This window comes from Epibacterium sp. ABZ3_068, from assembly GCF_056159265.1.
On record NZ_JBSWUV010000001.1, the window covers coordinates 1,141,790 to 1,165,974 of the forward strand.

Genomic DNA, 24,185 nt, shown 5'->3' on the forward strand with positions numbered 1-24,185 from the left:
AGATCGAGTTGCAGCAAAGGGCGCGTCCCCTGAGTGAAGTTCTGCATTGCGGCGATTTGCGACTTGGTTACAGAACTCCTTCACCTTCCCATCAAACGGCTTGACCAGATGCAGGAGCCTCTCAAACAAAGTCTTGGCCGTAATTGTCTTTATATCGGTCGATACATTCACCCCAGATGCCGCAAAAAGGGACTGATAGTGAAGTGGATCAGCGATCAATGAGGGATGAATCGACGACAGGGCAGACTTGCCCAACAACTCAAGCGCAAGTGACGCCCATAGTTGATACTCATCAGTTTCGCCTGCGGCCTGCCGAACCAAAGCCCGCTGGATATACAACTGAGACTTGGAATATAGCGCGCTTGGGGCTAGCGCAGGCGGTACATCATTGTTCATTGGACTGATACCCTTAAGAGTTCTCGCCGTGAGGTCTTATCTACAACTGGGCCGCGAGCGTGTAAAACGGACCAGTTATCAATGATAAGAAATGCCCCTGCTTGCCAATTGATAGTTGTTTTCATCGTTATGTTTGCAGGCTGTGAAAGGGCTTTGGCTGCCTTCATAGCTTTTCTATCTTTTGGAAACATACAGCCTGCATCCCACCGCATAAACGAAACAGCATCGGACAGGATATTGGCATAGAATGACCTTTTTCCATTTCGCACCAAAAAGACACCAGCTCGCATCGCTTCGACAACATCTGGAGTCAAATCCAAGTCACGTCGATGCAGGATATGCGTTGGTGCGATTGACCCGATTGCTTCGGAGCAGAAGAGCAGCAAATACCTACTTGGGGAAGTGAGATGGGACCCATCAACATGATATGGAAACTCACCATGTCCGTGAATCGCACTTAGCGAATGGGGCGGCGCATTAGTGCTACTCAATGGGGAAAGAACCTCTACCGGCGATCCGAAACGTCCTGTTCGGACTTGTCCCATCCTTTTGCCCAGTTTGACTAGTTCTTCTGCGACTTCGAAATCGGTGAAGATATTTTCACTTGAGAAAAAGTACCCATACGTGTCGAGGCTTTCAGCTATATACTTCGGAAGGCTTTTGGTGTGTCGTTCATTATTCATTCTTCTGCTCCCGCCGGAACAATCACCCTTTGGATATTCCAGCCAACACCAAGCAAAGTTGCTTCCTGTTCTGCAGTTACTCTGTCCGAATGAACAGCAAGACACAGCAAATGTCGTGGCCTGCTCATCGCAACGTAAAGCTGGCGCATGAATATCTTGTTAGGTTTGAATGCCCTAGTCGCGTGCGGCTTATCAGGCACCTTTGAGTTTGGATGCGCTTCGCTCGGCAGGCATCCAGTCAAATATGGCAGCATTACCTCAAGATCGCAGCAGTGGTTTTTTGTCTCCAGAACCAACGTTGCGTCGTGCGTTTCGCCTTTAACGCCGTGAATGGTCGAAATTTCAATTTTAAATCCATCCGGGTGGAAGTAAGAGTTTCCGGTAGGCTGAACAGACGCAGTCACCTCCTGTTCCTCGATATCACCGACATCATCGATCAGTTCAATCTCTTCGGAGTAGGCCAAAAATGCTTCAGCTTCGAGCGGCAGTGCATCAAGTTCGAATATTTGCTTGAGCTTCTCACAGGTTTCCGTCCAGAAATCCTCTTCAATTTGCCCCGCATCTCTTAGCAACAAATAAATGGCCTGGCGAAAGCGTGCCCATTGGCTTTTGGACTCTAGATACATCCGCAGCGATCTTGACGTGTGGTTCCGTCCATTTTCTTCTGTGAAACGTGCCAATCTCAAAAACTGGACAACACCGTCCAAGATCAGTTTGTAACTATCTGCCCAGTCCGAGACCTCGGATCTGCGGCAGAATTCTACCGCCTCCTGCAAAGTAGCCGGTTTGAAACGCGTCTTCGACCTACCCTTGTCATATGAAGGCCAGTAATGACCGATCTTCAACTGGTCTTTGGCAGGATCAATTTCGTTACCAACTGCACCTACCGCCTTCACGCAAAAGCGATCAGACCTTTTCTTTTCGTCAGAAAACTGACTGGAAACAAGTTCGGCAAAACAGTCGATAACACTCTCGCGCGTTTCGTTTTCATAGATCAGAAGCGTATGCTGGAACTCGCCTACTTTAGAGGCGTGAGCCAGCAGTTCCGCAACCTTCTCCTCCGATTGCTCTGTCTCCAGCGGCACTGAATTCAGGCTGAACGCTTTTGTTTTCTCGGCAATCGATCCATCAAACCGATGGGATTTGTTGACGACAAAGTCCATGTCGCTGGCAGTTTTCGCATTAAAACTCTCATTCGGTTCCTCCCCTTCGGAACCATGGAAGATTGCTTGGTCGGGGTCGCCAAAACGCTGAACAATCAACCTCTCATCATCGACAGGAAATATCTTGCGCAAAAGATCATCCTGAAACTTCTGGGTATCCTGCATCTCGTCCAAGAAAACGCATGGGAACCTGGTCTGAAGCGCTGACCCCAAAGTTTCGCTTCTGGCTAAGGCTAGCTCGGCGAAAGTATACACATCACGAAAGAAAAATAAGCCATTACGGATCTGCTCAGCTTTCTTATCACGCAGTTCCTTGAATGAATTTGATGTCGAGACGTTTGAGAATGTTGGAACGTCAATTTCCAACTTGTTATCGTCGAACCGCAGTCCAAAATCATACAAAATGTTTGAATAAGTGCTCTTGCGATCAACATACGCGCGTGTCCTATTTGACAGCTTTGAATAAAGCATCTGAACGCATGTATCTGTATCGACCTGACGAATTTCTATTCCTTTGGATCGAAGAAATGGGAAAGCCGCATACTTTCCAATAAACTCTTGAATAGTGCCTATGAAATGGGGGTAAGAAAGAAGCCCTTGCGCTTCCGGATATCTGGATGCAACGAGCCGATCGACAATCTCGTCCTTGGCCACATTGGTATGTGATAGAACACAAATACCCCGATCATTGTAGGGCCACTTCCTCGCAAGAAGAATAAGCTTGGCAGCGACAAGGGTCGTCTTGCCGCTGCCCGGACAAGCCTGAACGTCAATTGATCGCATTATCTCAAGAATCGAAGTGCGTTCTTCGTCCTCAAGCACCAAGCCTTCGCTTGCGGCGACTTCAACAATGTCCTCACGTGTGATCAGGCCATCAAGCGGGGACGCCATCGACCGACTCCTCCTCCTGATTAGCATCAACAATTGGAACGGTCACATATTCGATTGCTTCAACGATGTAGGGAGGCAATTTTCTTTTTAGTTCGAGGGCGAATTCATTTCCCGCGTTTGCGATTGCAGCGGCGCAAACGGCGGGGTCGCAGCGTTGCTCCTCTGTTAGGGCGGCAACTGCGTCCGAAACCTTGTTTTTTAGTTGCGCTTCAAGAATTTCGGATAATTTGTAGGCGAAGTCTGTTTTGGAGGTGTTGGCCAAAATGTATGTCGCTCTTTCGTCGTCAGTGCCGACGACTCCATCTATCCCCTCTTTTGAACCTTTGATTGCCTCGTAGCACTCATCAAACAGGCCGTACTTGGCCAGGCAGTATTCAAACGTCCAATCATCGGATATTTTGACCAGAACATTTTGCCTGCTCAGGCCGTCTATGTGATCGACCTTGCGTTGCCCTTGGTCATCGCAATTCCGGTGCCAGTATCTATGATTCCCTTTCGATGGCCTTTTGAAACCGTAGGGGTTGCTCCCATCATCCTTTTCTTCTGCACAGTCGGGCCAGAGATCGAGATCGCGCAGCACACAAACCTTGGTTGGGTTCCAGTTTTCAGTTTCAGCTAAGTCATCTTTCCCTAGCCGCAAGAACAGTCTGGCAAAGCGCTTCCAAGAACCGCTATTGTCGTACTTTACGATTGAAACACCGTAGTTTTCCAAAGGTCTGCCAAGCAAGCGCGCAATCGCAGGCAGCAGGATATTCTCGCCATCTCCTTCGACAAAAAGAATACCCCTAGCGAAGAAGACGTTGGCCTTCGTCGCATCTAGGAATTTCTGCAAAAATTTGTAGTCACCTGGACACAGTTCGGTCTCTTTAGGCCTGAGCGCCCATGCCATCCCGGCTCCTAGCATAATGACTTCCGAAGGAAGTACCTGCGACGAGATATTCGGACTATGTGTCGTCAAAATGCACTGCACGCCGTCGGGCCTATCGGCGGACTTGGTCTTTGCGTTGATGAATTGCAGCAGTTTCATCTGAAGCTGCGGATGCAGATGCGCTTCTGGCTCTTCAATCAGCAACAGGGGAAATTCTTTATCCGATTCCTGTTCCAGAAATAGCAACTCCGCCCCCATGAACAGCAAATTATGATACCCCAGACCGTGCATACGCCGGTCATCTGTCAGAGTTAGGCTCAACCCTTCCAAAACCTCCCGGAGATGCCTTCGCTTTAGGTTGTCGGGCAGAGCGGCAAGGTCGTTCTTCTTGACACCTGCAATGTCCACAAACGCGCCGAGTTCTTCTTTGTCGCCTTCAAATATCAGATGGTGAAGGTAGTTTTCCTGTATGTTTTCAGCTGCCTTTTTCAAAGCCGCCTCATCTGCAAGAAGGCTTTCATTGGCCTCAGCTATGACAGACAAGATTTGATCGGTCTGACCCCGAATTTCTTTCGAAGAGCTAAGTATTTGCGACAGCCTAGACGCCCTACCTGACGAAAGTTCTGCTTCAGCATCCCGCAAGGGTCTTAGATACGTCGTGGCTAGGAAGTCTCGAATTTCCGCTTCTACGGGTAGCCCTTTCCCATCCGAACCAGAGCGCAACTCCGACCTGATATGTGGATAGCCGCGCCGCTCTTCCCCGGTTTTTTGCGCACGCAAATGTAAGTAGAGAACTGATCGCTGCTTTTTTGCACCTTCCCCGTCTCCATACTTCTCGTTTGAGAGGTGCTCAACAAAGCGATACGCATGCGCATCCACGTCTAAAAACTTCAACTGAATCGTGAATTCGTCAAGGTCTTCATGGAAATCCTGTTCGGAAATGAAGTTCCTATCGAAAGATTTTGTACCGAGGGCATACCTGACGGCATCAATGAGCGTGGTCTTGCCGGAGTCGTTCTCGCCAACAAGAACATTCAGGCCGCGATTAAGGTTCAGAACGAGCTGTTTGAATAACCGAAAACCCTGAATATTCACGTTTGATAAATACAAACCTGTCTCCTGATGCAAAATACAGTTAGCGGGATATGCCCCCTAACCCAAAGTTCGTTGTAATCTCATCCACGGCACCCGGATTCGGGTAAGAATTTTTCGATAAATTTTCCTCAGCATAGGGATAAACTTGCTGCCTTCAACAGTTGAGTCTACCCCTCCGTATAATCGCCAGGATTGATTAAAGGGCCTCTTTTTTGAAAATGGCAATGAGTAGTAAGGCCCAGCAGCATCCAGCATTCTTACTGACCTAGGCAACCTGAAGGATTTAATCTAAAGCTTTGGGTCCCAAGAACTTCAACCTGATTGGCAGGAAAGTCTTACCACATGAATGGTGAAGGTCTGGTTTCAGGGTTGAGGGATGGAGTTTTCGCAGACGCGGCTAATGTCTGCTTTCCGCCCACTACCGGATCAGCTACGCTGCGAGCGTCGACCCGATCATGTCCGCTTTGGGCTGGCTGGCGTCATCTGGCAGCATGGATCAGGTGCGGATTCGCTGCAACCTTGATGCGGCATCGCCGCAAGTCAGCTTTGAGCCCATCCTGTGAATTTGATTTTCTCGCTGCGCGCGCTCGCAGAAGAATAATCGCTGCATTGGCATACATTCGAGCGCTGCCGTGCGGCGGATGAATCGGCCATTCATGCAGGGTGCAGCGAGAATTTGTCGGGCAATGTGCAAGGCGCGGGACAAAGCCGTCCGCCGACTAGGTTATTGACCTACCCATCCATGTTGTATCTGATCCCGAGCAGGAAATTTCCTTAAACCCTTGGCTACGCCAGAATCTTATGGCTCTGACATTGTTGGCGTTCGAGCCAATATGAACGGATTTGGCGCCCAGTTGTCTGGCCTTGTTCAACCAGTATTCAAGTAATCTGCCTCCCAGGCGTTGCCCCTGAAAGACGGGAAGTAAGTTCATGTGAAGGTGCGCGGGATAGATTTCCACAACCGATGATGGCGTGGGTTTAGGTTCGTGGATCAATTGACTCCTACGTTCATCCGCAGACCACGCCGCCCGTGAGTTAGGCGCTGGTCTTGCATACTTTTTTCGGAGGGTAGGCCACCAATGGGCTTCGAGACGCGCCCCAAAATCTACCGTGTCCTTTGTGCCGACACAGAATCCAGCAACTTCATTGTTGTTCTCAATGACAAATGCCAACTCTGGTTCAAAGAGGAGGTATGGCGCAGAATAAATGTGACCCATCATCGAAGGGTCTGAATAGAGATTGGTGGCATCCTCGCCCAGATGACCAGTTTTTAGTGAGACGAAGTAAAGCGCCTCCAAGTCGGCTTTCTTGGCCTGCCGTATGATCATTGGGAAAATGCCGTAAAACTAGACACGCCAAGCGCAACTATCGAAATTCCTATGGCAGTCAATTCGGATTTAGTCAAAACGTCACTCCCTTCCGAGTATCTCAGATGTCTAATTTGCGGGACAATTGGGACCTTCGTTCCATGTCGCGATTGAACGAAGAGCTTCATAGTGGAGCTTTGTGTCGAGCACTTGAGAATTGCCTCCTAAAGGCGCGCATTCCGAATCATTGAGACGAGTTTCTCAAACTCTCGTGGTGTCGTGAACCGATGCTCCACACAGTATTCACTTTCGCGTTGACCCGGATCGATACATGAGATGATCAATTCTTCAAGAACTTCTTCCGCTGATCTTTCACCATCGGCGATCATTGGAATGAAACGCTTCAGGAACTCCGTGGTGTCTGATTGGACGACGATCACGGTATCCCATACCGGGATTGCAAACAGTGCTTGATTTCCCAGGCCCCAACCCCAAAATGTGCCTTCGGGTAAACCGCTTTGTGGGCCGGGAAGCCACCAAAGATCACCATGTCCCCATCTCAGGTCATTCCTACCGGTTTCTGAAAATCTGTCGACGATCCGATCAATCCAGGATCGTGGCAGGATCTGCTTGCCACCCAGCCGACCTCCATTGAGATAAATCTGTCCAAAGACCGCGAGATCACGGGCAGACATCTGAAACGCTGCTGACTTATGCTGTGATCGCGTTGGATCGCTAACATAGGAAACCGCTTCGATGTCGAAATCCTTCATATCGGCCGGTTCGGCAATGCCACTTTGAAAGGCTTCCGCGACGGTTAATCCCGTGCGATTCTCAAAGATCGTGGTGAGGGCATTGTAGTCCCAGTTGTTGTAGGCCCAGATTTCCCCTGGTTGATTTTCGCCATCACCCAAACGGCGGTTTTTCTCAGCGGTCAATCCGCCTTCGGCGGCGGCCGGGTGGTTTATACCTGACGTGCTTTTCAGGAGATGGTTGACCGTTGCAGATCTTTGCACTTCGGATAATGGCATTGGTGAATCGTCGATACCCAGTTCCCGCAACGTCGCATCGAGAGGCACCTGTTCAGCGTCGATACCAGCATGTTGACCGACAACAGCACTGAGAAGTGCTTTTCGAATGGAATGGACGTTGTAGGGCTTTGACAAATCGCCGAACGCACCGACAATTTGACCATTGGTGACAATTATTAAGGAATCGGTACTCAAGGTTGCTGCATAGTCGAATACGGCATCCAGCTCTTTCGGCATCCAGCCCAATTTCCGAGTCTCCGTGGCGTCAAGCCGTGTGACATCTATTGTCCGGACAGGCTGCGTTTGGGCCCATAATCCACGTTCCCCAGTCTGTATGAGGTAGATCAGCGCGAATCCGGCGATCGCCGCGAATGTTAGACCAGACATCAAATATCGGTGTTTCATGCGATGTATTCCCTCATCACATCAGCCATTCGAACTTGGGTTTTCAACGTTGGATGGGGCAGCGCCGGGAGACCCGGGCCGCAATAACCGATAGTGAAGCCGCGCGTAACGAGCCAGTTGGGTCATTGCTTTGCGAAGTGCGAACACCAGCAAAACACCGCCGCCAATACAGGCGGTTAGAAATCCCATGCTTCGTAACAGAAGATAGGTCGCCGACCCTTCAGCCGGATCATAGCTGGACGACACAAGGTCGAGCAGTGTTCCGATGGCGATCACTCCGAATAGCGAAAGCACAAAGAACAGGATCAAGGCAGTCAATCCGAGCACCACTATGGCCGGTAGCAGGACTATGACGTCAGCAGCGGCCAGACCGCCTAAAGTCAGCAATGCCTTCCAGAAGTTTGAAGGTGATTGATGTCCCTCCCAGCGGCGCAAACCCATTTCGGTGCGTAGTTCCTGCGCAAGTCGCCGAGGCTCGCCATGAGACATGACGACTTCGTTAATGCTTCTGCCAGCAGCGTGTGCATCATCGAAGTAGGACCGGTAATCCTCAATGATTTCATCAACTTCGTGGACCGGCATATCGCATAACTCACGACGTAGGTTTTCAAGAAACTTTTCCTGAATCATGAGCGATCTCCGACTATCTCATTGACGGCTGTCATGAAGGTCATCCAGCCACTCTTTTGCTTTTCAAACTCCCGACGTCCAGCGTCTGAAAGACGGTAATATTTTCGGGACGGACCATTGCTGGTTTCGACAAGATGAGACTCCACGAGACCGTCCTTCTGCATCCGGCGCATCAATGGATAGATCGTGCCTTCACCCATTCCGACAGCTTCCGCGAGTGTGCTCGAAATCTCGTAAGCGTAGCTCTCCTTGCGGGACAACATGGCCAGGACACATAGTTGCAATGCCCCCTTTTTGAGCTGGATATGCGCCGAATCTGCAGGCTTTGCGCTTTCATTCATATAGTTGGATATAATGCATGATACCTTGCATTGCAAGGTATTTGGATCATCACAACTTTTTCGACCCTTTTTGTTGCAATTTGATGTCGCAGATTGAGAAACTGAGTACGCAAATCCTGGTCAAAATGGGCTCACAATGGCCTAACGCTCACGCGGCGATGCCGTTGCTACACGCAGATCGAGACCGGTCATGGAGGTATTGGGCTAAGTCTTTGATCTTGTATCACGTCTCTAAAGGCGCGGTCGTTCGTAAATCTGGGGCCGCCGTTCGCGCTTCGGGCGGCGAAACCGGGGCTAGATCAGAGCCCTTATTGACCGATGTTGCATGATGCACGAATGTCCGCTCAAATTCGAAAGGCAGCTGATTTGTTATCCCTAAATGACGAGAACCTACATCGCGCCGTTGAACAGTATACCAAAGGCGCAGTGCCGGAATTTATCGAGCGAATGGAAGGCGGAGTTTCCGCTGAGGTCTATCGCCTCGCGCTATCGCATCCCAACGGAAGTAAAGAGCACGTCGTGCTGAGAGTTCACGGTGCAACGCACTACGGTCACGGCGCAGAACTTGAGTTCCAAATTCTCGAAGCACTTTTTCGGGCGGGGATTTCGGTGCCCAAGCCACTCAGCGTGGATGCAAGTTGCTCGCTATTAGAGGATCCCTATCTGATCATAGCGTTCGTCGAGGGGGCCTCCGATCTCGCTCAGCCCGTGCTTAAAGCGAGCGTCGAGACTATGGTTGAAGCGATGATCTCGGTGCACGAAGTTGCGGTTAACGTCATGCCTACACTGCCACGACGGGATGACCCTATCCCAGAACTTCTTGAGTTTCTGCCGACAGGTGCAGAATGGAATGACTTCCGAAGTTATCTCAAAAGGCTGAAGAATTCACAGTTTTCTGGCTCAGATGTGGTCTTGCACGGGGACTTTTGGCCTTCAAACCTCATCTGGTCAGAAGGTCGAATTACGGCAATCCTAGATTGGGAATATGCTGCTGTAGGAGACCCACTTTCCGACGTTGCCTGTGCTGCTCTGGAATTGAGATACATCCATGCTACGGAAGGCAAAGATCTTTTTGAGAGTGCATATGCCAAACATCGTAAGATTGACCCGCAAAGGCTTGCACTTTGGCTTGCTTACGTTTCTTCGGCAGCCTTGAAGTACATGGGAGATTGGGGCCTCGAAAGCGCCAAAGAGGAACATATGCGCCAAACCGCGCACGCCACCCTACGGGAAGCTGCCGCAGCACTCACTAGAGGGCTCTGGTCTTAGCCTGCTCTTGAAAGCGGCCATTCGTACGTCCGCAGCAAACGGCGGCAAAGTCCGCTCCCCGATGGTTGATCCCAGTGGCCGCTAAAGGTCGGTTTGAATTTTACCTCTCAGAGTGGCCTTCAATGACCGCTCTGGCGACACATTCTGCTTAACAGCGAGAACCATGCCGCGCCCGCGAGTGTTTTCTGCGACAGCAATAGCGGCGTAGGCAAAAGGCGGGTTTGTCCGCCTCCCTTCCGTTCGACGGTGGTTGGTGGCTGCATCTGCGGCGAAGGTCTGTTCCCTCCATTGCTCGTGCAGCATGAGACCGTTGCCTAGGTGGCAGATCCTGAGACTTTGCAAATGTCGCTCACTGCGCATTGCTGACCTTAGTGCAGTGTGCAGCATCGATCCAAGGGTAGTGCGGGCTTGAATGGCCGCTAATCCTTCTTGAACATGAGCCTCTCGCAGACGCGGCGAACTTCCGGAAACCGCCCATGCTGTTGAAAAACTCTGTGTCGCAGTGCGGCAAGTCGTTTGTTTCACTCGATTTATTGAGATTGGGAGGATCCGGCGATGATGGGCATTCAAAGTGTCGAAGCACAGCTGTATTATGAGTTCGATTTGGACGCGCATGTGCCGCCCAATCACGTATTGAGAGAGATCGACCGTTTTCTCGACATGGGCGATATGCGGGAGAGGCTAAAGCCGTTCTACAGCCACACAGGCCGCCCTTCGATCGATCCCGAACTCATCGTCCGCATGCTGGTGATTGGCTATGTGATGGGGATCGGATCTGAGCGTCGGCTTTGCCAGGAGGTGCATCTCAACCTAGCTTATCGCTGGTTTTGCCGCCTTGGACTGGACGACAAAGTGGCGGACCATTCATCCTTCTCACGCTACCGTCATGGCAAGTTCCGTGACAGCGACATGCTGCGTCACATCTTCGAGGCAACGGTAGAGCGCTGCCTGAAGGAGAATCTCGTGTCAGGCGAAGGCTTTGCGGTCGATGCCAGCCTGATCCCAGCGAATGCCAACAAGGCCCGTTCCATTGCGGCCAAGGATTGGAATGAAGACGTTGCACGGGCCGCTGGAAACCGCGCCGCCAAGGAATATCTCGAAACGCTAGATGACGCGGCTTTCGGTGCGGCATCGCCAGTTCAGCAAAAGTTTGTCGCCACGTGTGATCCGGCAGCCCAGTGGACCCGGGCCGAGGAAAGCCGCCCCTACTTCGCCTACCTTGATGCCGAGAATTGGGGGTATCGCCATTGCCTACCGCGCAGGGAGAGCCTTTTCATATGCTCATGCCTAAATTGGATGCATCCAAGATAGTGGGAGAGGATCAAAGGCAATTCACGGCATTGCTGCAAAATGCGTAGAGAACCACAGCAATCGTGATCCCAAAGGCTACGCAGCAAGTTTGTTCACGTTCTGATCTCAAGAGCTTCTGCCAGGCGAGCGAATTCGTAAGCTTATGCTCCAAATTCGCACTCTTATGGTTCATTCACAACATAAAAAAAGTGGTGAGCCGTGCAGAACGCTCCATTCCCCTTCCCGTCAAACAGTTAGCCTGACGAACGGGAAAAACGCTAGGTTTGAAAACAAAGAGAAATCTCCGGGCTTGGCGAACCTTTTCAAGTCCAGAAACCGCACCTCTGCGATGTCTCGCTTTGCCAAGGATCGGCATAAACGCGTTGCACGTTGCATCGGCTACGTGCTGACCCTGGCAACCCCGCAGGCTTGGCTTGACCTCTCAGTTATTCTTGTTGCGCGCCTTTCCAATGTCGAGCGCGCGGGGCTGGCTTATGCAGCCCTAAAGAGCTTGGAAGAAGGCGATGCTTATGACGTCGCTTCCCTGGCAATCTTCGGTACAAGCCGAGGAGGGTCTAGCCAATGAACCGCACGGTCGAACACCTCCTGTTCTACATGCCCCGCCTGTCGCGGACCTCTGGAAGCGCATGGGAACGCCAGTTCGCTAAGGACATGGCCCGCCGTGCCCACTGGAAGAATTGGACCCCTACACAGAAGCAGCAGGAGACCATGCAGAGCATGGTTGCTCGCCTCTTCAATGAGGACCCGCTGGACGTGATCGAAATCGAGAAAGTAGGCCCCAGCGCCGCCTGATTGGCGCTGTCGATGCGTGGACGGTTCAGACGGTGGCACGCACCGAAACTTTGGCACACCACGGGGTGGGGACACAGGCCAAAGCGCAGCCCGAAAGGTCGAAGCGCGTCCCCCGGCGTCCATCCAAGCGCCGCAAGTAGCGACTGAGCCTCCGGCATGGATCGTCGGGACTGGAGGCGCCTGAAAGCGATGGGTCGGCTCCGTTGAGCAGGATCTTCACGCTGAAGGCTAGGGACCAGCTCGGCCAGATTGGCCGGGGCTGGTCGCCCTATGCCTTCTGCTCCGGGTCTCACCATTGAGCAGTAAGGACCTGGTGCAACGGTAGAGAAAAGAGAGAGCAGCAATGAACGATAACTGGAAGAAACTGAGCGACATTATCAAAACAATGAAAGTGGGCCAGCGCGATGAGTAAATGGCCCTACTGCACCAGCGCATGGAAGCGCTTGCGTCTTGCTAAACTGGGCGAATGCCCGCTGTGTTTTGCATGTGAGAAGCGTGGCTTGGTTGTCGAAGCGACTGCTGTGGACCACTGCAAGCCGATCAGTCAAGGCGGCGATCCTTTCCCCGAACTCTCTGGTCTCATGTCTCTTTGCGCACGGTGCCACAACGAGAAGACCTCTGGCTTTGATCGCACCAGCGGCAACGCAACCGGACGCCGTTTCAAAGGCTGCGATGCTAATGGCAACCCGATCGATCCCGCCGATGGGTGGTGGGGGCACCCTTAATCACTAGGAATGACCCCCCCGAAACCGATGGGAAAGTCAGATAAATACTTAATTAGGTTTGATAAAATGGGACAACGAGGTAAAGGCGCAAAACCAAAACTGGCGGTGATCGCGGACAACCCACAGGGCAGCTTTGGCTTTGCCACCAGCGAGGTTTCCCCACTCCGCAACACTCTGCCGTGGGACAAGCCCGGCCTGAGCCGTGTGGAGCGTGTCATCGCCTTTCTAGAGGATCTGCCGATCACGCAAGGGAGCCTCGCAGGAACCAAGCTCCAGGTGCGCGACTGGCAGCGCGATTTTCTCGAAGCGATCTATGCCGAGGACGAGGACGGTCTGCGCCCGGTGCGCACCGCTGTCCTGTCGATGGCGCGCAAGAACGGCAAGACGCAGCTGGTGGCCGGTCTGGGCCTCTGTCACCTTCTTGGCCCTGAAGCCGAAAGCCGGGGCGAGGTCTATGCCGCAGCAAACGACAAGGCGCAGGCGGGCAAGACCTTCGCGGAAATGGTTGCCATCCTAGATGAACACCCGGAGCTGGACGCCCGCGCCAACGTCATCAAGTTCAGCAAGCGCATCGAGGTTCTGACTGGCCAGGGCAAAGGCTCGATCTTCCAAGCCCTCTCTGCCGACGCCAGCACCAAACAGGGCCTCTCCCCCAGCTTCACCATCTACGACGAATTGGGCACCGCCCCTAAGCGAGACCTCTATGAGGCATTGGATACCGCCATGGGCGCGCGGGCAAACCCGCTGCTGTGCGTCATCAGCACCCAAGCCGCCGACGATCACGCGGTCATGTCCGAACTGGTGGACTACGGCCACAAGGTCAATTCCGGCGAAGTCGAGGACCCCAGCTTTCATATGACCTTCTACGGGGCCAGCGCCGACGATGACCCGTGGAGCGAGGACGCATGGCGCAAAGCTAATCCCGCCCTGGGCGATTTTCGGTCGCTGGAGGATGTGCGGCGACAAGCGGCGCAGGCGCAACGGATGCCGTCGAAGGAACAGGCGTTCCGCAACCTGATCCTGAACCAGCGGGTCGATGCCCATGTGCGTTTCCTCGCCAAGGCAGAATGGGACGCCAATGCGGGTGCGGTGGATTTCAAGGCGCTGGAGGGGCGGGAATGCTGGGGCGGGCTGGACCTGTCGCAGTCGCGCGACCTGACCGCCTTTGTTCTGGTGTTCCCGGATGGTGCCGGCGGTTTTGATCTGCTGCCGCGCTTCTTCCTGCCGGAACAGGGAATCCGCGAGAAATCGGAACAGGACCGGGTTCCCTATGACCTTTGGGCGCGCCAAGGTTATCTGACCCTGATCCCCGGCCCGGTGGTCGACCCGTCCTTTGTGGCCGAGGCGATAGCCGATGCCTGTCTCAGTTATGACGTGCAGATGATCGCTTATGACCGCTGGCGCATCGAGGACCTAAAGCGCGAGCTGGGCAAGATGGGAGCGGAACCGCCGCTGGAACCTTTCGGGCAAGGCTTCCGCGATATGGCCCCCGCCGTAGACCGACTGGAACGCGCAGTGGCCGAGGCCCGGCTGCGCCACTCGGGCAACCCGGTGCTAACCTATTGCGCGGCCAATGCGGTGGTGGAGATGGACCCGGCAGGCAACCGGAAGCTGGACAAGGGCAAATCAAGCGGACGCATTGATGGGATCGTGGCGTTGGCTATGGCCCTGGCGGCTGTAGACCGCGAAGGCGAGGACGATCTCCCCCTGTGTTTGGCGGAACTTCTTGCCTAAAAAAACGAAGCCCCGCTGAGCTTGTTATCGCCATAGCGGGGCTGCCACGTTGGTGGTCTTGAGGCTCAATGCTTTGCAGCACGAGCGGACAAGGGCAATATAGCGGTTGACTCCTTAAAGGTCAATGAATAGCGAATCACTTTGGAAATTATTTTTTCCAGTTCTGAAGCGATTTCGGAAACTGGGTTTACAGTCCCAAAGCAGCAGTGATGCACACTTTAACACGATCAAAATCGTCTTCAGAGATGCGGGGCGTTAGATATTTACGCTTGCCAGTTTGGTCTCGCTGTGTGCGAAACAAATCTAATCTTTCAAAGCTTACGGTCGCTATCATGTCAGCCTTGATCCAGCATTCCGTTGTTGTGAAGTTTGGAAGAGGGGAGGCAAGGGAAATCTTGCAGTGATAATCCGCGACCCGTTCAGGCTTGGTTGTACTCAATGGTACTACTGTAATCAGGCCACTTCTGTGACGAAGGCGCGGCGAAATGGCTATCACGGGCCTACGCTTTACCATCTCTGGTGCGCGGAACCCACCCTTACTATAGTCGCAAAGCAATATGGTCCTAGGCAATACATCGTATTTAATCGCCATCAAACATTCTTCTTCAACCTAACACCTGCTCCAGCACCATTTTCTGGAATAAATTCGACCCCGGCGCTCTCAAGTGCTTCCATCATCCTTATACGAGCGGTGGATGAAACCACGCGCCGCTCCTTCTCAAAATCCACAATCGTAGATAAACCAAAACCTGCTGCCTTGGCTAGTTCTGGTTGTGTCATACCGATCAGGGCACGTGCTGCCCGACATTGCGCTGGTGTCATATCAACATTTTTTGTTGACGCATGTAGCGCCAATCCTCTATCAACATAAAATATTGATATCCCAATTCGGAGAACCGAACAATGCCCAAAGAACGCGTTTGCGCGAACAGTGAAACTGTGTCTGCTGAAAATCGCCCTGTTTCTGATCTCGAAAACAAAAACGTAAACGGAAAGGCCCTGTGTTGCGATAGAGTGCTTGCAGAGGAGATGGAGAAAATCGAAAGGCTGCGTGACCGGCAGACCAAGTACCTTGCGACCCTTCCAGCAGAACCACGGGCTGCGCTAGACGCCTCGTTTCCGATCCTACACCCAGACTTGGGGAACTACATCGAAGGTTTTGAGGAAGCTTTGCATCTGTCACAAGCGTTGGCCGTGCTGATCGATAAGGGAGATCTAGAGCATGACACCTACGAACAAGAGGCGGCTGTTTATGTCTCGCAGCAAGTAGCATTCCACCTGAGGCAAACACAGAGCCAGCTTGATCACCTCAGCCACGTTCTGCGCAATCCAATACGCTTGGAGAGAGAAAAACGGCTGGTCAGTTAAGTTTAGAATGCATCGAGTATTATCACTTGATGTTTCAGCAAAAGTGCGGCATGAATAATCATCCGATAATTCTTAGGAGTCGCTATGAACATCTTCGAACAAGAGTTCCTTATGGCGCAGGTCGCGGAATTCAGCGGCCTCGACAAAGGAAAATTCCAACTTTGGAACAGCCGATATTCAATCACCGGCAGCGGTGAAGATCCGCAGGGCGGTGGCAAGCGTGGTGTCGCACGCATTTTCAAGTTCAACCACATCATGGAGTATGCAATCGCGAAGGAGTTCGTCGACGCTGGCCTCTCCCCAAAAGCTGCTTTCGAAGCAGCTGCACAGTTCGCCTACTTCGGAACTGTGGGCGACGGAGTGGAAGTTGAACGGTCGCCCGCGCTGCCGTGTCATTTCGATCATGGTGATACACTTATGGCAGTAAATGCTAAAGGATGTTGGATTGGCACTTGGAAGCCTTCTAAGTCATCTGTTTTAGACGAAATTTTCAGCTTTCTCGGCGGTCAAACAGGTTACACTTCTCACTGTATGATCGTGAATGCCTCTATGGTTTTCCGGCAGGTTTGCAACCGCATGGAATTGAACGATTACCAGTGCTTGGATACCTCTTACGCACGCAACTAGCACTTTTTCCAGACCAGCGCGGCCCTAATCGCCAAACCAGTACCGCGCTGACCTTCAACCTTAACACCTCGTGAAAGGGGCCAAGATGACCTCTCTTAACCTGCGTGACCTGCAAGAGTCACGTGGCAATAAGATTGCCGAAATGAATACCATCCACGACATGGCCGCGAAGGAAAATCGCGACCTGTCGGGAGCAGAGCGCAAGCGCTTCGATGATCTGGACGCCGAGGTGCGCAGCCTCAACAGCCGTTTGACTGATGCACAGAAGCTCGCGGAGTTTGAGCGGCTGGAAGCCCGCGGCGAGACCCTGACCCAAGACGCCGTGGCTCGGCGTTCGCTGGAAGGCTACTCGGTGCGCAAGGCGCTGATTGAATGCCGCGCCGGTCACCTGTCCGGCGTGGAGGCCGAATGGCACCAGGAGCTGGCCAAGGATCGAGGCGAGGTCCGGGGCGTGATGGTTCCGACCGAGATCCTGCTGGGCGGCGAGACCCGCGCCCTGACCAGCGCCGGAACCGCTGGCAACCTGATTAAGACTGATCTGGCCGCGATGACCGACCGCCGCCGCGCCGCTCTCAAGGTGGAGGGCATGGGCGCGACGGTTCTGCGTGGTCTGACAGGCAACCTCGAACTGCCCCGCCTTGTCGGCTCCGGCGCGGCGGGCTGGGTGTCGGAACATAACAACGCCAGTCGCAGCGACGCCACCTTTGCCAAGAAAGACATGGGGCCAAAGACAGTCACGGCTGAATACGAACTGTCCCGCCGCATGTTGCTCCAGTCCAATCAAGCGCTGGAACCGATCTTGCGCGCGGATCTGGCATACCTGTTGGCGCAGGCACTGGATGGCGCAGGCATCACGGGCGGCGGGGATGATGAGCCGACCGGCATCCTAGCTGACACCAATGTGCTGTCGGTGCCAGGTGGGGCGTTTTCGTCTGATATTGCTGCTGATCTGATCGCAGCACTGGAGACCGACAATGTGACAGGCACCACCGGATTTCTCACCAACAAGAAGGTGATGAACACCGCCCGCAAGATCAAGGATACGGATGCCCGCACCATTTCGTTGTCGGAACTGTTCCACAATGAGCGCGTGGAAAGCTCGACTCAGGTGCCCGACGACATTGGCGCGACCAATGACAAGAACGCCCTTATCTATGGCGAATGGGCGAGCCTCTACATCGGCTATTGGTCTGGCGTCGACCTGATGATGAACCCCTACCACAGCGATGTGGCAAGCAAGGGCGGCGCGATCCTGCACGCCTTCCTTGATGCTGATGTGGTGGTACGCCATCCCGAGGGTTTCCGTTACGCGGAGATCGATTGATGGCGACGCTGGAGCAATTGAAAAGGCACGTGCGCGTCCTGGATGGAGACGGCCACGATGAGGAATTGGCGGAGTTGCTCGATGCGGCACGAAATCACTTAGAAAGCCTCGACCTGGACATGTCAGAGCCGATTGCTCCAGCGCTTTCCCATGCGGTGGTCCTATTGGCCGGATACTGGTTCAACAATGGAGGCAGTTTGAGGGGTGACCCAGCAAAACCTCCCGCCTACGGTATCGACAGGTTGATCGCCCCTTACCGGAGTGTCTGCCTGTGATCGAGAAACGCTTTCAAACCGCAGAGCTACGCGCCAAGGGTCGCCGCCTGGAAGGATATGCAGCCCTGTTCGGCTCTGAGGCCCGCATCGGTGCCGGGATTGTCGAGACCATAGCCCCCGGTGCCTTCAGCCGCACCCTCGCGCAGCGCGCGGACATTCTGGCTCTGGTGGATCATGACCCGACCCGCGTTCTGGCCCGCACCCGCTCTGGGTCCCTGCGCCTGTCTGAGGACACGCGCGGTCTCAGCTTTGACATGGACGTACCTGACACGCAGGCGGGTCGTGACGTGCTGACGCTTGCCGAACGCGGCGATCTGGGCGGCATGTCTTTCGGCTTTGAGGCACGGGACGAACACTCGGACGGGGCGCGGCGCGAACTGCGCGCGGTCGATCTATTTGAGATTAGCGTGGTCTCTGCCTTCCCGGCCTATGAGGGCACTGTCATCAATGCTCGCTCGCTGGTGCGTGGCTTTCCCATTCGGGATGCAGCCGCGCGCCGCCTGCGCCTACTGGAGCTGCTGGCATGAGCCTGATTTCCCGTTTCTTCGGGCGAGAAAATCGCCAAACCGTCACGACCTCTGACCCGGCCCTTGCAGAATTTTTGGGCCAGCGGGTGAATGGTTCCGGCTTTGTGGACCCCGCCCGCGCCTCTGGTCTGGCGGTAGCACAAGCCTGCATTTCCGTGATTAGCCAGAACCTCGCTGCCATGCCGATGAACGTCTATAAGCGCAGCGCCAATGGTGGGCGCGAACGTGCCACAGGCCACCCGCTGCATGGTGTTCTGCACGACCAGTTTAACCCGCAGATGACCGCCTTTGAGGGGCGCGAATTCCTACTGGTGTCGCTGCTGACCATGGGCAACGCCTTCGCCCGGATCGATACCAACATGCGGGGTCAGGTCACCGGGCTTTACCCGCTGCATCCCTCCACCGTCGCAGTCGAGAAGCTGGACAACGGCCGCTTGCGGTATCGTGTGACCGATACGCGCGGCACCTCCAAGACACTGATCCAAGAAGAGGTGTTGCACCTCAAGTATCGCCTTGCACAAGATGGCGTTATGGGGGTCTCCCCGATCCAACTGGCTCGGGAAACTTTCTCGCTGGCGCTGACGCAGCAGGATCAGGCCGCACGGCAAGCAAGCCGCGCATTTCGCGCCGAGGGTGCGTTGGTGTTTCCGCAGAAGATCAACAACGAGGCCAAGGCCGACGCTTTGCAGAAAATGCGGGATCGCGTCGAAGGTCAGGCAGAGACCTCCGGCATTCTGGTGCTGGACGGTGGCCTTGACTGGAAGAGTCTCAGCATTTCTGCGAAGGACGCCGAGTTTCTGGACAGCCGAAAGCTGTCCAACATGGACGTGGCCCGCACGTTCAGCGTGCCCCCGACTGTTGTCGGCATCACTGACAACGCCACCTATTCGAATGTGGATGGTGAAAGCCGCGCTTTGGTGGTGCGCTGCCTTGCGCCAATGGCGCGCCGCGTCGAGCAAGCCATGAATGCGGCTTTGCTGACCATGGAAGGGCGTAAGCGGTACTTCGTGGAGCATGATTTGGCTGGCCTTCTGCGCGGAGACATGAAGGCGCGCTACGAGGCTTACCGAATTGGACGCGAATGGGGCTGGCTCAGCCCGAACGACATCCGCGCATGGGAAAACCTCACAGAAATCAACGGCGGCGAGGAATACCTCTCGCCCCTCAATATGACGGTGCTGGGCAAGCGGGAGGGTAGCGACGATGGCGAATAGGAAAGCAATCATTACCCAGGCTGAGTTGACGCGCTGCCTAAAGGCACACAGGGACGCGGGTATTCCTATCGCCAAGACCGAGACAAAGCCCGATGGCACCATTGTCGTCTATTCGATCGGTCAAAACGACCAAAACAGTGACAACCCATGGGACCAGTCGTGAAAAACCGCAAGCAATTCCCAGGTGCAACACCGTACATGGACCGACATGGCAACCGCCGGTGGCGGTTCCGCAAAGGCGGCTTTTCTGCCGAGCTTGGGCGCGAATATGGGTCAGACGAATTTGTCCGGCGTTACGAGGCCGCGCTGAACGGGCACCGCACACGCGGGTTGATCGGCGCGGAGCGCACAGTACCCGGCAGCGTAAACGCCCTTGTCGCGTCCTGGTATCGTTCGCCGGAGTTTCTTGATCTCTCAGACAGTACCAAACGAGTATACCGGGGGGTTATAGAAAAATTCCGCGAGAAGCATGGCCGCAAGCCTATTGCCCAATTGGAGCGCCGTCATGTGCAGGCCATGCTAGCGGAAAAGGCAGAAACGCCCGCAGCAGCCAACAATCTGCGAAAGCGGCTGATCCAACTTCTCGACCACGCAATTGGTTTGGACTGGCGGGGGGATAATCCGGCCCGAGCAACGAAACCATATCGCAATGCGGGAACCGGTTTTCACTCTTGGGAAGAGAGTGAGATTGCCCGTTTTTTCGAGGTGCATAAGCCGGGTACGCTGGCCCATCGGGCTGTTGCCTTGATGCTGTATACTGGAGCAGCGCGCGTTGACGCGGTGCAGCTTGGCCCCTGGAACCTGAAGGATGGCCGAATAGAGTACAAGCGTCAGAAGACGGCACGTTCCGGTGGAATCAAAGTCAGCATACCCGTCCATGCTGATTTGGCCGAACTACTGGCAACATTGCCTGATGATCGACCGTTCCTAGCTACAGCTTCTGGGAAGGCGCGGGCGGCGGCTGGTCTGGGCAATGCAATGCGCCGCTGGTGTGATGAGGCTGGTTTGCCTGCTTGCAGCTCCCATGGACTGCGTAAGGCTTGTGCCCGCCGCCTGGCTGAAGCGCGCGCAACTACCCATGAAATCGCGTCTGTGACTGGGCACAAGACGCTGGCTCTCGTCCAGCTCTATACCGAGGCAGCAGGCAGAGAGGGATTGGCAGACTCCGCCATGGAAAAGCTGATTGCACGACCGAATGGCAATAAGGATGTGGCGAACCTCCCCGAAGGGTTCGCCAAAGGTGGCGATAAACCTTTGAGAGGAAATATCTAATGGAAGAAAGTGGTGAGCCGTGCAGGATTCGAACCTGCGACCCACTGATTAAAAGTCAGTTGCTCTACCAACTGAGCTAACGGCCCACTCTTCTTTTGCATCTCTGCTGAGCGCTTCGTGTAAGTGTTTTCTCTTTCGAGTTCAAGCACTTAATTTGCGCTGAGGCAGGTTGACTTGGTCAGTCGCGCTGTCCCGATAGGCGGCGTATCTACGGATAATGCGGAAAGGGGTCAACCCCTTTTTTCAAACTTTATTGTCAAAGACTGGATTCATTTAGATTGCACCGCTATATGCCGCTCATGACACGCGTTTCACATACTCATTTGCCCTTTATGAAAATGCACGGGCTCGGCAATGACTTTGTTGTTGTTGACGCGCGCGTTCAGGATTTCACGATCACCCCCGCAATGGCCCGGGGGATCGGCCACCGCCGGTTTGGAATCGGTTTTGACCAACTGACAGTGATTGAGAAGGGTGAAGGGGATGCGCATCTCACATTCTATAATTCAGATGGTTCGACCTCTGGCGCCTGTGGAAATGCCACGCGCTGCGTTGCGCGCTACTTGATGACTGAACTGAACAAAGACCGCCTGCACCTGACAACTGAGCGTGGTGACCTTTTCGCGGTTGAGGCCGGGGATGGGTTGACGTCCGTTAACATGGGCCCACCACAGCTGAACTGGAACAACGTCCCGCTGGCAGAAGAGATGGATACGTTGGAGCTGCCGATCGAGGGCGGGCCGACGGCAACCGGCATGGGCAACCCCCATTGCACATTTTTTGTGGAGGATGCCGAACGCATTCCGCTGGAAGAGTTTGGACCCCGCTATGAACATCATCCGCTATACCCGGAGCGCACCAACGTTCAGGTCGCACATGTGGTGGGCCCCGATCATATCCGTATGCGGGTTTGGGAACGCGGCGTGGGAATCACCCTGTCATCAGGTTCATCATCCTGCGCCACCGCCGTTGCCGCAGCGCGCCGAGGGCTAACGGGGCGTAATGTTCAAATTGACTTGGATGGTGGCACCTTGTGGATTGACTGGCGCAAGGATGGTGTCTGGATGACAGGGCAAACAATGCATGTATGTGACGGACATTTCTCACAACAATTTTTGGATAGCCTCTGATGAGCGCTCCCAAGTTCACCACTTTGGGCTGTCGTCTCAACGCATATGAGACCGAAGCCATGAAAGAGCTCAGCCAGGCGGCTGGGCTGGAAAATGCCGTAGTGGTGAATACCTGCGCCGTAACAGCGGAAGCCGTACGAAAGGCGAGACAAGAGATCCGCAAACTGCGTCGTGAAAACCCGGATGCGCGCATCATTGTTACCGGATGTGCCGCTCAAACCGAGCCAGAGACCTTTGCCCAAATGGATGAGGTCGACAAGGTCATTGGCAATACCGAAAAGATGCAGCCCGAAACCTGGCAAGGCATGTCTGCGGATTTCATCGGTGAGACCGAGAAGGTTCAAGTCGACGACATCATGTCCGTGACCGAAACGGCCGGGCATCTGATTGATGGGTTTGGAACGCGCTCACGTGCCTATGTACAGGTCCAGAACGGCTGCGATCATCGCTGTACCTTTTGCATTATCCCTTATGGTCGCGGCAACTCTCGATCTGTGCCGGCCGGGGTAGTGGTCGACCAGATCAAGCGGCTCGTGGATAAGGGCTACAACGAAGTTGTCCTGACGGGCGTCGACCTGACCTCTTGGGGGGCGGATCTGCCTGCTCAGCCGAAACTTGGCGATCTGGTGATGCGTATCCTGAAACTGGTCCCCGACCTGCCCCGGTTGCGGATTTCGTCCATCGACTCGATCGAAGTGGATGAGAACCTGATGCAGGCCATTGCTACAGAACACCGGCTGATGCCACATCTGCATTTGTCCCTTCAACATGGCGATGATCTGATTCTAAAACGTATGGCACGTCGACATCTGCGTGACGATGCCATCCGTTTCTGCGAAGAGGCGCGCAAGCTTCGGCCAGAAATGACTTTTGGTGCCGATATCATCGCAGGCTTCCCCACCGAAACAGAAGCTCATTTCGAAAACTCGCTGAAACTGGTTACAGACTGCGACCTGACCTGGTTGCATGTTTTCCCTTATTCCAAACGCGAGGGAACGCCAGCGGCCAAGATCCCCAACCAGGTGGATGGAACGGCAATCAAGACCCGCGCTGCACGCCTGCGCGAGATCGGAGAGGAGCAGGTCCGGCGGCATTTGCAGAACCAGATTGGGTGCACCCACTCTGTTTTGATGGAAAACCCACATATGGGGCGCACCGAGCAGTTCACCGAAGTGCGTTTTACAACGGCCCAAACTGAAGGCGCGTTGGTTCAGGCAAAGATTTCTGGCACCGATGGCAAGCAATTGATCGTGTAACACAAGGTAAGGGCTCCGGTGGCTCAGATCATCTTCCTCCATGGAGCTTCAAGCAGCGGCAAATCGACGTTGGCATCCGCTTTGCGCGCAAAGGCGGAACGCCCATTCCTACATCTCTCGATCGACCACCTGCGCGACAGCGGTGCTTGGGATCCGTCACTTTACGCAGATTGGCACGCACAGCGTTCACAGTTCTTTTCTGGTTTCCATAAGGCCGTCGCGGCCTTTGCCGATTCAGGAAACGATGTGATCCTGGAACACATCATGGACACCGAAGGATGGCACGCGGAGCTGCAAGAACTATTTTACAACCATGGCGTTTTGTTTGCAGGTTTGTTCACAGACATCACTGAACTTCGCGGGCGTGAACGCCTTCGCGGTGACCGCGAAATTGGCAGCGCAGAAAAAGACCAGCGTTCAATTCACCAACACATAAAATATGACGTAAAATTGGATGGAACTGCCGCGCCAAACGTTAATGCAACGCGATTGCTGGATATCTTAAAAACATCACGCCCGCGCTCATCTTTTTTTGACTAAACCTAAGAAAA

Annotated in this window: 25 protein-coding genes, 1 tRNA gene and 1 pseudogene; 17 read left to right on the forward strand and 10 right to left on the reverse strand. The window is 54.0% G+C overall.

The features are described from left to right. Window positions 1–392: 392 nt before the first annotated feature. From ACXAEW_RS05340 to ACXAEW_RS05370, 7 genes are all read right to left on the reverse strand, one after another. Window positions 393–1,079: a TauD/TfdA family dioxygenase gene (locus ACXAEW_RS05340; RefSeq protein WP_474940338.1), complete on the reverse strand. Its 687-nt coding sequence runs from the start codon at window positions 1,077–1,079 to the stop codon at window positions 393–395. After that, window positions 1,076–3,133, reverse strand: a complete 2,058-nt coding sequence (locus tag ACXAEW_RS05345; RefSeq protein ID WP_474940339.1) for a UvrD-helicase domain-containing protein — start codon at window positions 3,131–3,133, stop codon at window positions 1,076–1,078. Before ACXAEW_RS05345 ends, ACXAEW_RS05340 begins: the two co-directional genes overlap by 4 nt. Next, the gene (locus ACXAEW_RS05350) at window positions 3,117–5,111 is read right to left on the reverse strand and encodes an ATP-dependent nuclease (protein ID WP_474940340.1); all 1,995 of its coding nucleotides are present in this window, start codon (window positions 5,109–5,111) and stop codon (window positions 3,117–3,119) included. The genes ACXAEW_RS05345 and ACXAEW_RS05350 overlap by 17 nt, the downstream gene beginning before the upstream one ends. Before the next feature lie 704 nt (window positions 5,112–5,815). Further along, window positions 5,816–6,424: a GNAT family N-acetyltransferase gene (locus ACXAEW_RS05355; RefSeq protein WP_474940341.1), complete on the reverse strand. Its 609-nt coding sequence runs from the start codon at window positions 6,422–6,424 to the stop codon at window positions 5,816–5,818. Between the two features lie 203 nt (window positions 6,425–6,627). After that, entirely contained in the window at window positions 6,628–7,671 is a 1,044-nt protein-coding gene (locus ACXAEW_RS05360) for a serine hydrolase domain-containing protein (protein ID WP_474940342.1), read from the reverse strand. Window positions 7,672–7,860: 189 nt separating this feature from the next. Next, window positions 7,861–8,469, reverse strand: coding sequence for a DUF1700 domain-containing protein (locus ACXAEW_RS05365; RefSeq protein ID WP_474940343.1), 609 nt, complete (start codon window positions 8,467–8,469; stop codon window positions 7,861–7,863). After that, on the reverse strand, window positions 8,466–8,810 hold the full coding sequence (locus tag ACXAEW_RS05370; protein ID WP_474940344.1) for a PadR family transcriptional regulator: 345 nt from the start codon (window positions 8,808–8,810) through the stop codon (window positions 8,466–8,468). Before ACXAEW_RS05370 ends, ACXAEW_RS05365 begins: the two co-directional genes overlap by 4 nt. Window positions 8,811–9,146: 336 nt before the next feature. On the opposite strand from ACXAEW_RS05370, the gene ACXAEW_RS05375 reads away from it, so the two are divergent. The 6 genes and pseudogenes from ACXAEW_RS05375 (at window position 9,147) to ACXAEW_RS05400 (ending at window position 14,641) form a co-directional block, all read left to right on the forward strand. Next, window positions 9,147–10,079: a phosphotransferase family protein gene (locus tag ACXAEW_RS05375; protein ID WP_474940345.1), complete on the forward strand. Its 933-nt coding sequence runs from the start codon at window positions 9,147–9,149 to the stop codon at window positions 10,077–10,079. A 555-nt stretch (window positions 10,080–10,634) separates the two neighbouring features. Next, window positions 10,635–11,297: pseudogene (locus ACXAEW_RS05380) on the forward strand (transposase); the annotation flags it as partial. A 382-nt stretch (window positions 11,298–11,679) separates the two neighbouring features. Beyond that, window positions 11,680–11,955 (forward strand): hypothetical protein, encoded by a 276-nt coding sequence (locus ACXAEW_RS05385; protein WP_474940346.1) that lies wholly within the window; start codon window positions 11,680–11,682, stop codon window positions 11,953–11,955. After that, window positions 11,952–12,182, forward strand: coding sequence for a hypothetical protein (locus ACXAEW_RS05390; protein WP_474940347.1), 231 nt, complete (start codon window positions 11,952–11,954; stop codon window positions 12,180–12,182). Before ACXAEW_RS05385 ends, ACXAEW_RS05390 begins: the two co-directional genes overlap by 4 nt. A gap of 404 nt (window positions 12,183–12,586) precedes the next feature. Next, complete coding sequence (locus ACXAEW_RS05395; protein ID WP_474940348.1) at window positions 12,587–12,907, forward strand: HNH endonuclease; 321 nt, start codon at window positions 12,587–12,589, stop codon at window positions 12,905–12,907. Between the two features lie 66 nt (window positions 12,908–12,973). Further along, window positions 12,974–14,641 (forward strand): terminase large subunit, encoded by a 1,668-nt coding sequence (locus ACXAEW_RS05400; RefSeq protein WP_474940349.1) that lies wholly within the window; start codon window positions 12,974–12,976, stop codon window positions 14,639–14,641. A 187-nt stretch (window positions 14,642–14,828) separates the two neighbouring features. Here ACXAEW_RS05400 and ACXAEW_RS05405 read toward each other — a convergent pair whose 3' ends face one another. Both ACXAEW_RS05405 and ACXAEW_RS05410 read right to left on the reverse strand, forming a co-directional pair. Beyond that, window positions 14,829–15,233 (reverse strand): type II toxin-antitoxin system PemK/MazF family toxin, encoded by a 405-nt coding sequence (locus ACXAEW_RS05405; RefSeq protein ID WP_474940350.1) that lies wholly within the window; start codon window positions 15,231–15,233, stop codon window positions 14,829–14,831. After that, window positions 15,233–15,463, reverse strand: coding sequence for a helix-turn-helix domain-containing protein (locus ACXAEW_RS05410; protein ID WP_474940351.1), 231 nt, complete (start codon window positions 15,461–15,463; stop codon window positions 15,233–15,235). Before ACXAEW_RS05410 ends, ACXAEW_RS05405 begins: the two co-directional genes overlap by 1 nt. Before the next feature lie 81 nt (window positions 15,464–15,544). Here ACXAEW_RS05410 and ACXAEW_RS05415 point away from each other — a divergent pair, with 81 nt between their 5' ends. The 8 genes from ACXAEW_RS05415 (at window position 15,545) to ACXAEW_RS05450 (ending at window position 21,248) form a co-directional block, all read left to right on the forward strand. Further along, window positions 15,545–16,009: a hypothetical protein gene (locus ACXAEW_RS05415; protein WP_474940352.1), complete on the forward strand. Its 465-nt coding sequence runs from the start codon at window positions 15,545–15,547 to the stop codon at window positions 16,007–16,009. Window positions 16,010–16,093: 84 nt separating this feature from the next. Further along, window positions 16,094–16,636 carry a hypothetical protein gene (locus tag ACXAEW_RS05420; protein ID WP_474940353.1) on the forward strand — a complete coding sequence of 181 codons (543 nt, stop codon included), beginning with the start codon at window positions 16,094–16,096 and terminating at the stop codon, window positions 16,634–16,636. Between the two features lie 85 nt (window positions 16,637–16,721). Continuing rightward, window positions 16,722–17,960, forward strand: coding sequence for a phage major capsid protein (locus ACXAEW_RS05425; RefSeq protein ID WP_474940354.1), 1,239 nt, complete (start codon window positions 16,722–16,724; stop codon window positions 17,958–17,960). Next, the gene (locus ACXAEW_RS05430; RefSeq protein WP_474940355.1) at window positions 17,960–18,235 is read left to right on the forward strand and encodes a head-tail connector protein; all 276 of its coding nucleotides are present in this window, start codon (window positions 17,960–17,962) and stop codon (window positions 18,233–18,235) included. Before ACXAEW_RS05425 ends, ACXAEW_RS05430 begins: the two co-directional genes overlap by 1 nt. Beyond that, window positions 18,232–18,762, forward strand: coding sequence for an HK97 family phage prohead protease (locus tag ACXAEW_RS05435; protein WP_474940356.1), 531 nt, complete (start codon window positions 18,232–18,234; stop codon window positions 18,760–18,762). The genes ACXAEW_RS05430 and ACXAEW_RS05435 overlap by 4 nt, the downstream gene beginning before the upstream one ends. Beyond that, window positions 18,759–19,976: a phage portal protein gene (locus tag ACXAEW_RS05440; protein WP_474940357.1), complete on the forward strand. Its 1,218-nt coding sequence runs from the start codon at window positions 18,759–18,761 to the stop codon at window positions 19,974–19,976. The genes ACXAEW_RS05435 and ACXAEW_RS05440 overlap by 4 nt, the downstream gene beginning before the upstream one ends. Next, window positions 19,966–20,139 (forward strand): hypothetical protein, encoded by a 174-nt coding sequence (locus tag ACXAEW_RS05445; RefSeq protein WP_474940358.1) that lies wholly within the window; start codon window positions 19,966–19,968, stop codon window positions 20,137–20,139. Before ACXAEW_RS05440 ends, ACXAEW_RS05445 begins: the two co-directional genes overlap by 11 nt. A gap of 35 nt (window positions 20,140–20,174) precedes the next feature. Then, complete coding sequence (locus tag ACXAEW_RS05450) at window positions 20,175–21,248, forward strand: tyrosine-type recombinase/integrase (protein ID WP_474940359.1); 1,074 nt, start codon at window positions 20,175–20,177, stop codon at window positions 21,246–21,248. A 10-nt stretch (window positions 21,249–21,258) separates the two neighbouring features. On the opposite strand, the gene ACXAEW_RS05455 is transcribed toward ACXAEW_RS05450, so the two are convergent. Beyond that, a tRNA-Lys gene (locus tag ACXAEW_RS05455) sits at window positions 21,259–21,334 on the reverse strand. A gap of 204 nt (window positions 21,335–21,538) precedes the next feature. Here ACXAEW_RS05455 and dapF point away from each other — a divergent pair. The 3 genes from dapF to ACXAEW_RS05470 are packed head-to-tail and all read left to right on the forward strand — an operon-like array spanning window position 21,539 to window position 24,174. Further along, the gene (gene dapF / locus ACXAEW_RS05460) at window positions 21,539–22,378 is read left to right on the forward strand and encodes a diaminopimelate epimerase (protein WP_474940360.1); all 840 of its coding nucleotides are present in this window, start codon (window positions 21,539–21,541) and stop codon (window positions 22,376–22,378) included. After that, a complete protein-coding gene (mtaB, locus tag ACXAEW_RS05465) occupies window positions 22,378–23,634 on the forward strand; it encodes a tRNA (N(6)-L-threonylcarbamoyladenosine(37)-C(2))-methylthiotransferase MtaB (protein ID WP_474940361.1) in 1,257 nt (418 codons plus the stop codon). The genes dapF and mtaB overlap by 1 nt, the downstream gene beginning before the upstream one ends. A gap of 18 nt (window positions 23,635–23,652) precedes the next feature. Then, a complete protein-coding gene (locus ACXAEW_RS05470) occupies window positions 23,653–24,174 on the forward strand; it encodes a chloramphenicol phosphotransferase CPT family protein (protein WP_474940362.1) in 522 nt (173 codons plus the stop codon). The last annotated feature ends 11 nt before the right edge of the window (window positions 24,175–24,185 follow it).

Bases quoted from the DNA above. Each gene is read 5' to 3' on its own strand.
- ACXAEW_RS05340 (WP_474940338.1), bottom strand. From the start codon at position 1,079: ATGAATAATGAACGACACACCAAAAGCCTTCCGAAGTATATAGCTGAA.
- ACXAEW_RS05345 (WP_474940339.1), bottom strand. From the start codon at position 3,133: ATGGCGTCCCCGCTTGATGGCCTGATCACACGTGAGGACATTGTTGAA.
- ACXAEW_RS05355 (WP_474940341.1), bottom strand. From the start codon at position 6,424: ATGATCATACGGCAGGCCAAGAAAGCCGACTTGGAGGCGCTTTACTTC.
- ACXAEW_RS05360 (WP_474940342.1), bottom strand. From the start codon at position 7,671: ATGCCGAAAGAGCTGGATGCCGTATTCGACTATGCAGCAACCTTGAGT.
- ACXAEW_RS05365 (WP_474940343.1), bottom strand. From the start codon at position 8,469: ATGATTCAGGAAAAGTTTCTTGAAAACCTACGTCGTGAGTTATGCGAT.
- ACXAEW_RS05370 (WP_474940344.1), bottom strand. From the start codon at position 8,810: ATGAATGAAAGCGCAAAGCCTGCAGATTCGGCGCATATCCAGCTCAAA.
- ACXAEW_RS05375 (WP_474940345.1), top strand. From the start codon at position 9,147: ATGTCCGCTCAAATTCGAAAGGCAGCTGATTTGTTATCCCTAAATGAC.
- ACXAEW_RS05390 (WP_474940347.1), top strand. From the start codon at position 11,952: ATGAACCGCACGGTCGAACACCTCCTGTTCTACATGCCCCGCCTGTCG.
- ACXAEW_RS05395 (WP_474940348.1), top strand. From the start codon at position 12,587: ATGAGTAAATGGCCCTACTGCACCAGCGCATGGAAGCGCTTGCGTCTT.
- ACXAEW_RS05400 (WP_474940349.1), top strand. From the start codon at position 12,974: ATGGGACAACGAGGTAAAGGCGCAAAACCAAAACTGGCGGTGATCGCG.
- ACXAEW_RS05405 (WP_474940350.1), bottom strand. From the start codon at position 15,233: ATGGCGATTAAATACGATGTATTGCCTAGGACCATATTGCTTTGCGAC.
- ACXAEW_RS05410 (WP_474940351.1), bottom strand. From the start codon at position 15,463: ATGACACCAGCGCAATGTCGGGCAGCACGTGCCCTGATCGGTATGACA.
- ACXAEW_RS05415 (WP_474940352.1), top strand. From the start codon at position 15,545: ATGCCCAAAGAACGCGTTTGCGCGAACAGTGAAACTGTGTCTGCTGAA.
- ACXAEW_RS05420 (WP_474940353.1), top strand. From the start codon at position 16,094: ATGAACATCTTCGAACAAGAGTTCCTTATGGCGCAGGTCGCGGAATTC.
- ACXAEW_RS05425 (WP_474940354.1), top strand. From the start codon at position 16,722: ATGACCTCTCTTAACCTGCGTGACCTGCAAGAGTCACGTGGCAATAAG.
- ACXAEW_RS05430 (WP_474940355.1), top strand. From the start codon at position 17,960: ATGGCGACGCTGGAGCAATTGAAAAGGCACGTGCGCGTCCTGGATGGA.
- ACXAEW_RS05440 (WP_474940357.1), top strand. From the start codon at position 18,759: ATGAGCCTGATTTCCCGTTTCTTCGGGCGAGAAAATCGCCAAACCGTC.
- ACXAEW_RS05445 (WP_474940358.1), top strand. From the start codon at position 19,966: ATGGCGAATAGGAAAGCAATCATTACCCAGGCTGAGTTGACGCGCTGC.
- ACXAEW_RS05450 (WP_474940359.1), top strand. From the start codon at position 20,175: ATGGACCGACATGGCAACCGCCGGTGGCGGTTCCGCAAAGGCGGCTTT.
- dapF (WP_474940360.1), top strand. From the start codon at position 21,539: ATGCCGCTCATGACACGCGTTTCACATACTCATTTGCCCTTTATGAAA.
- mtaB (WP_474940361.1), top strand. From the start codon at position 22,378: ATGAGCGCTCCCAAGTTCACCACTTTGGGCTGTCGTCTCAACGCATAT.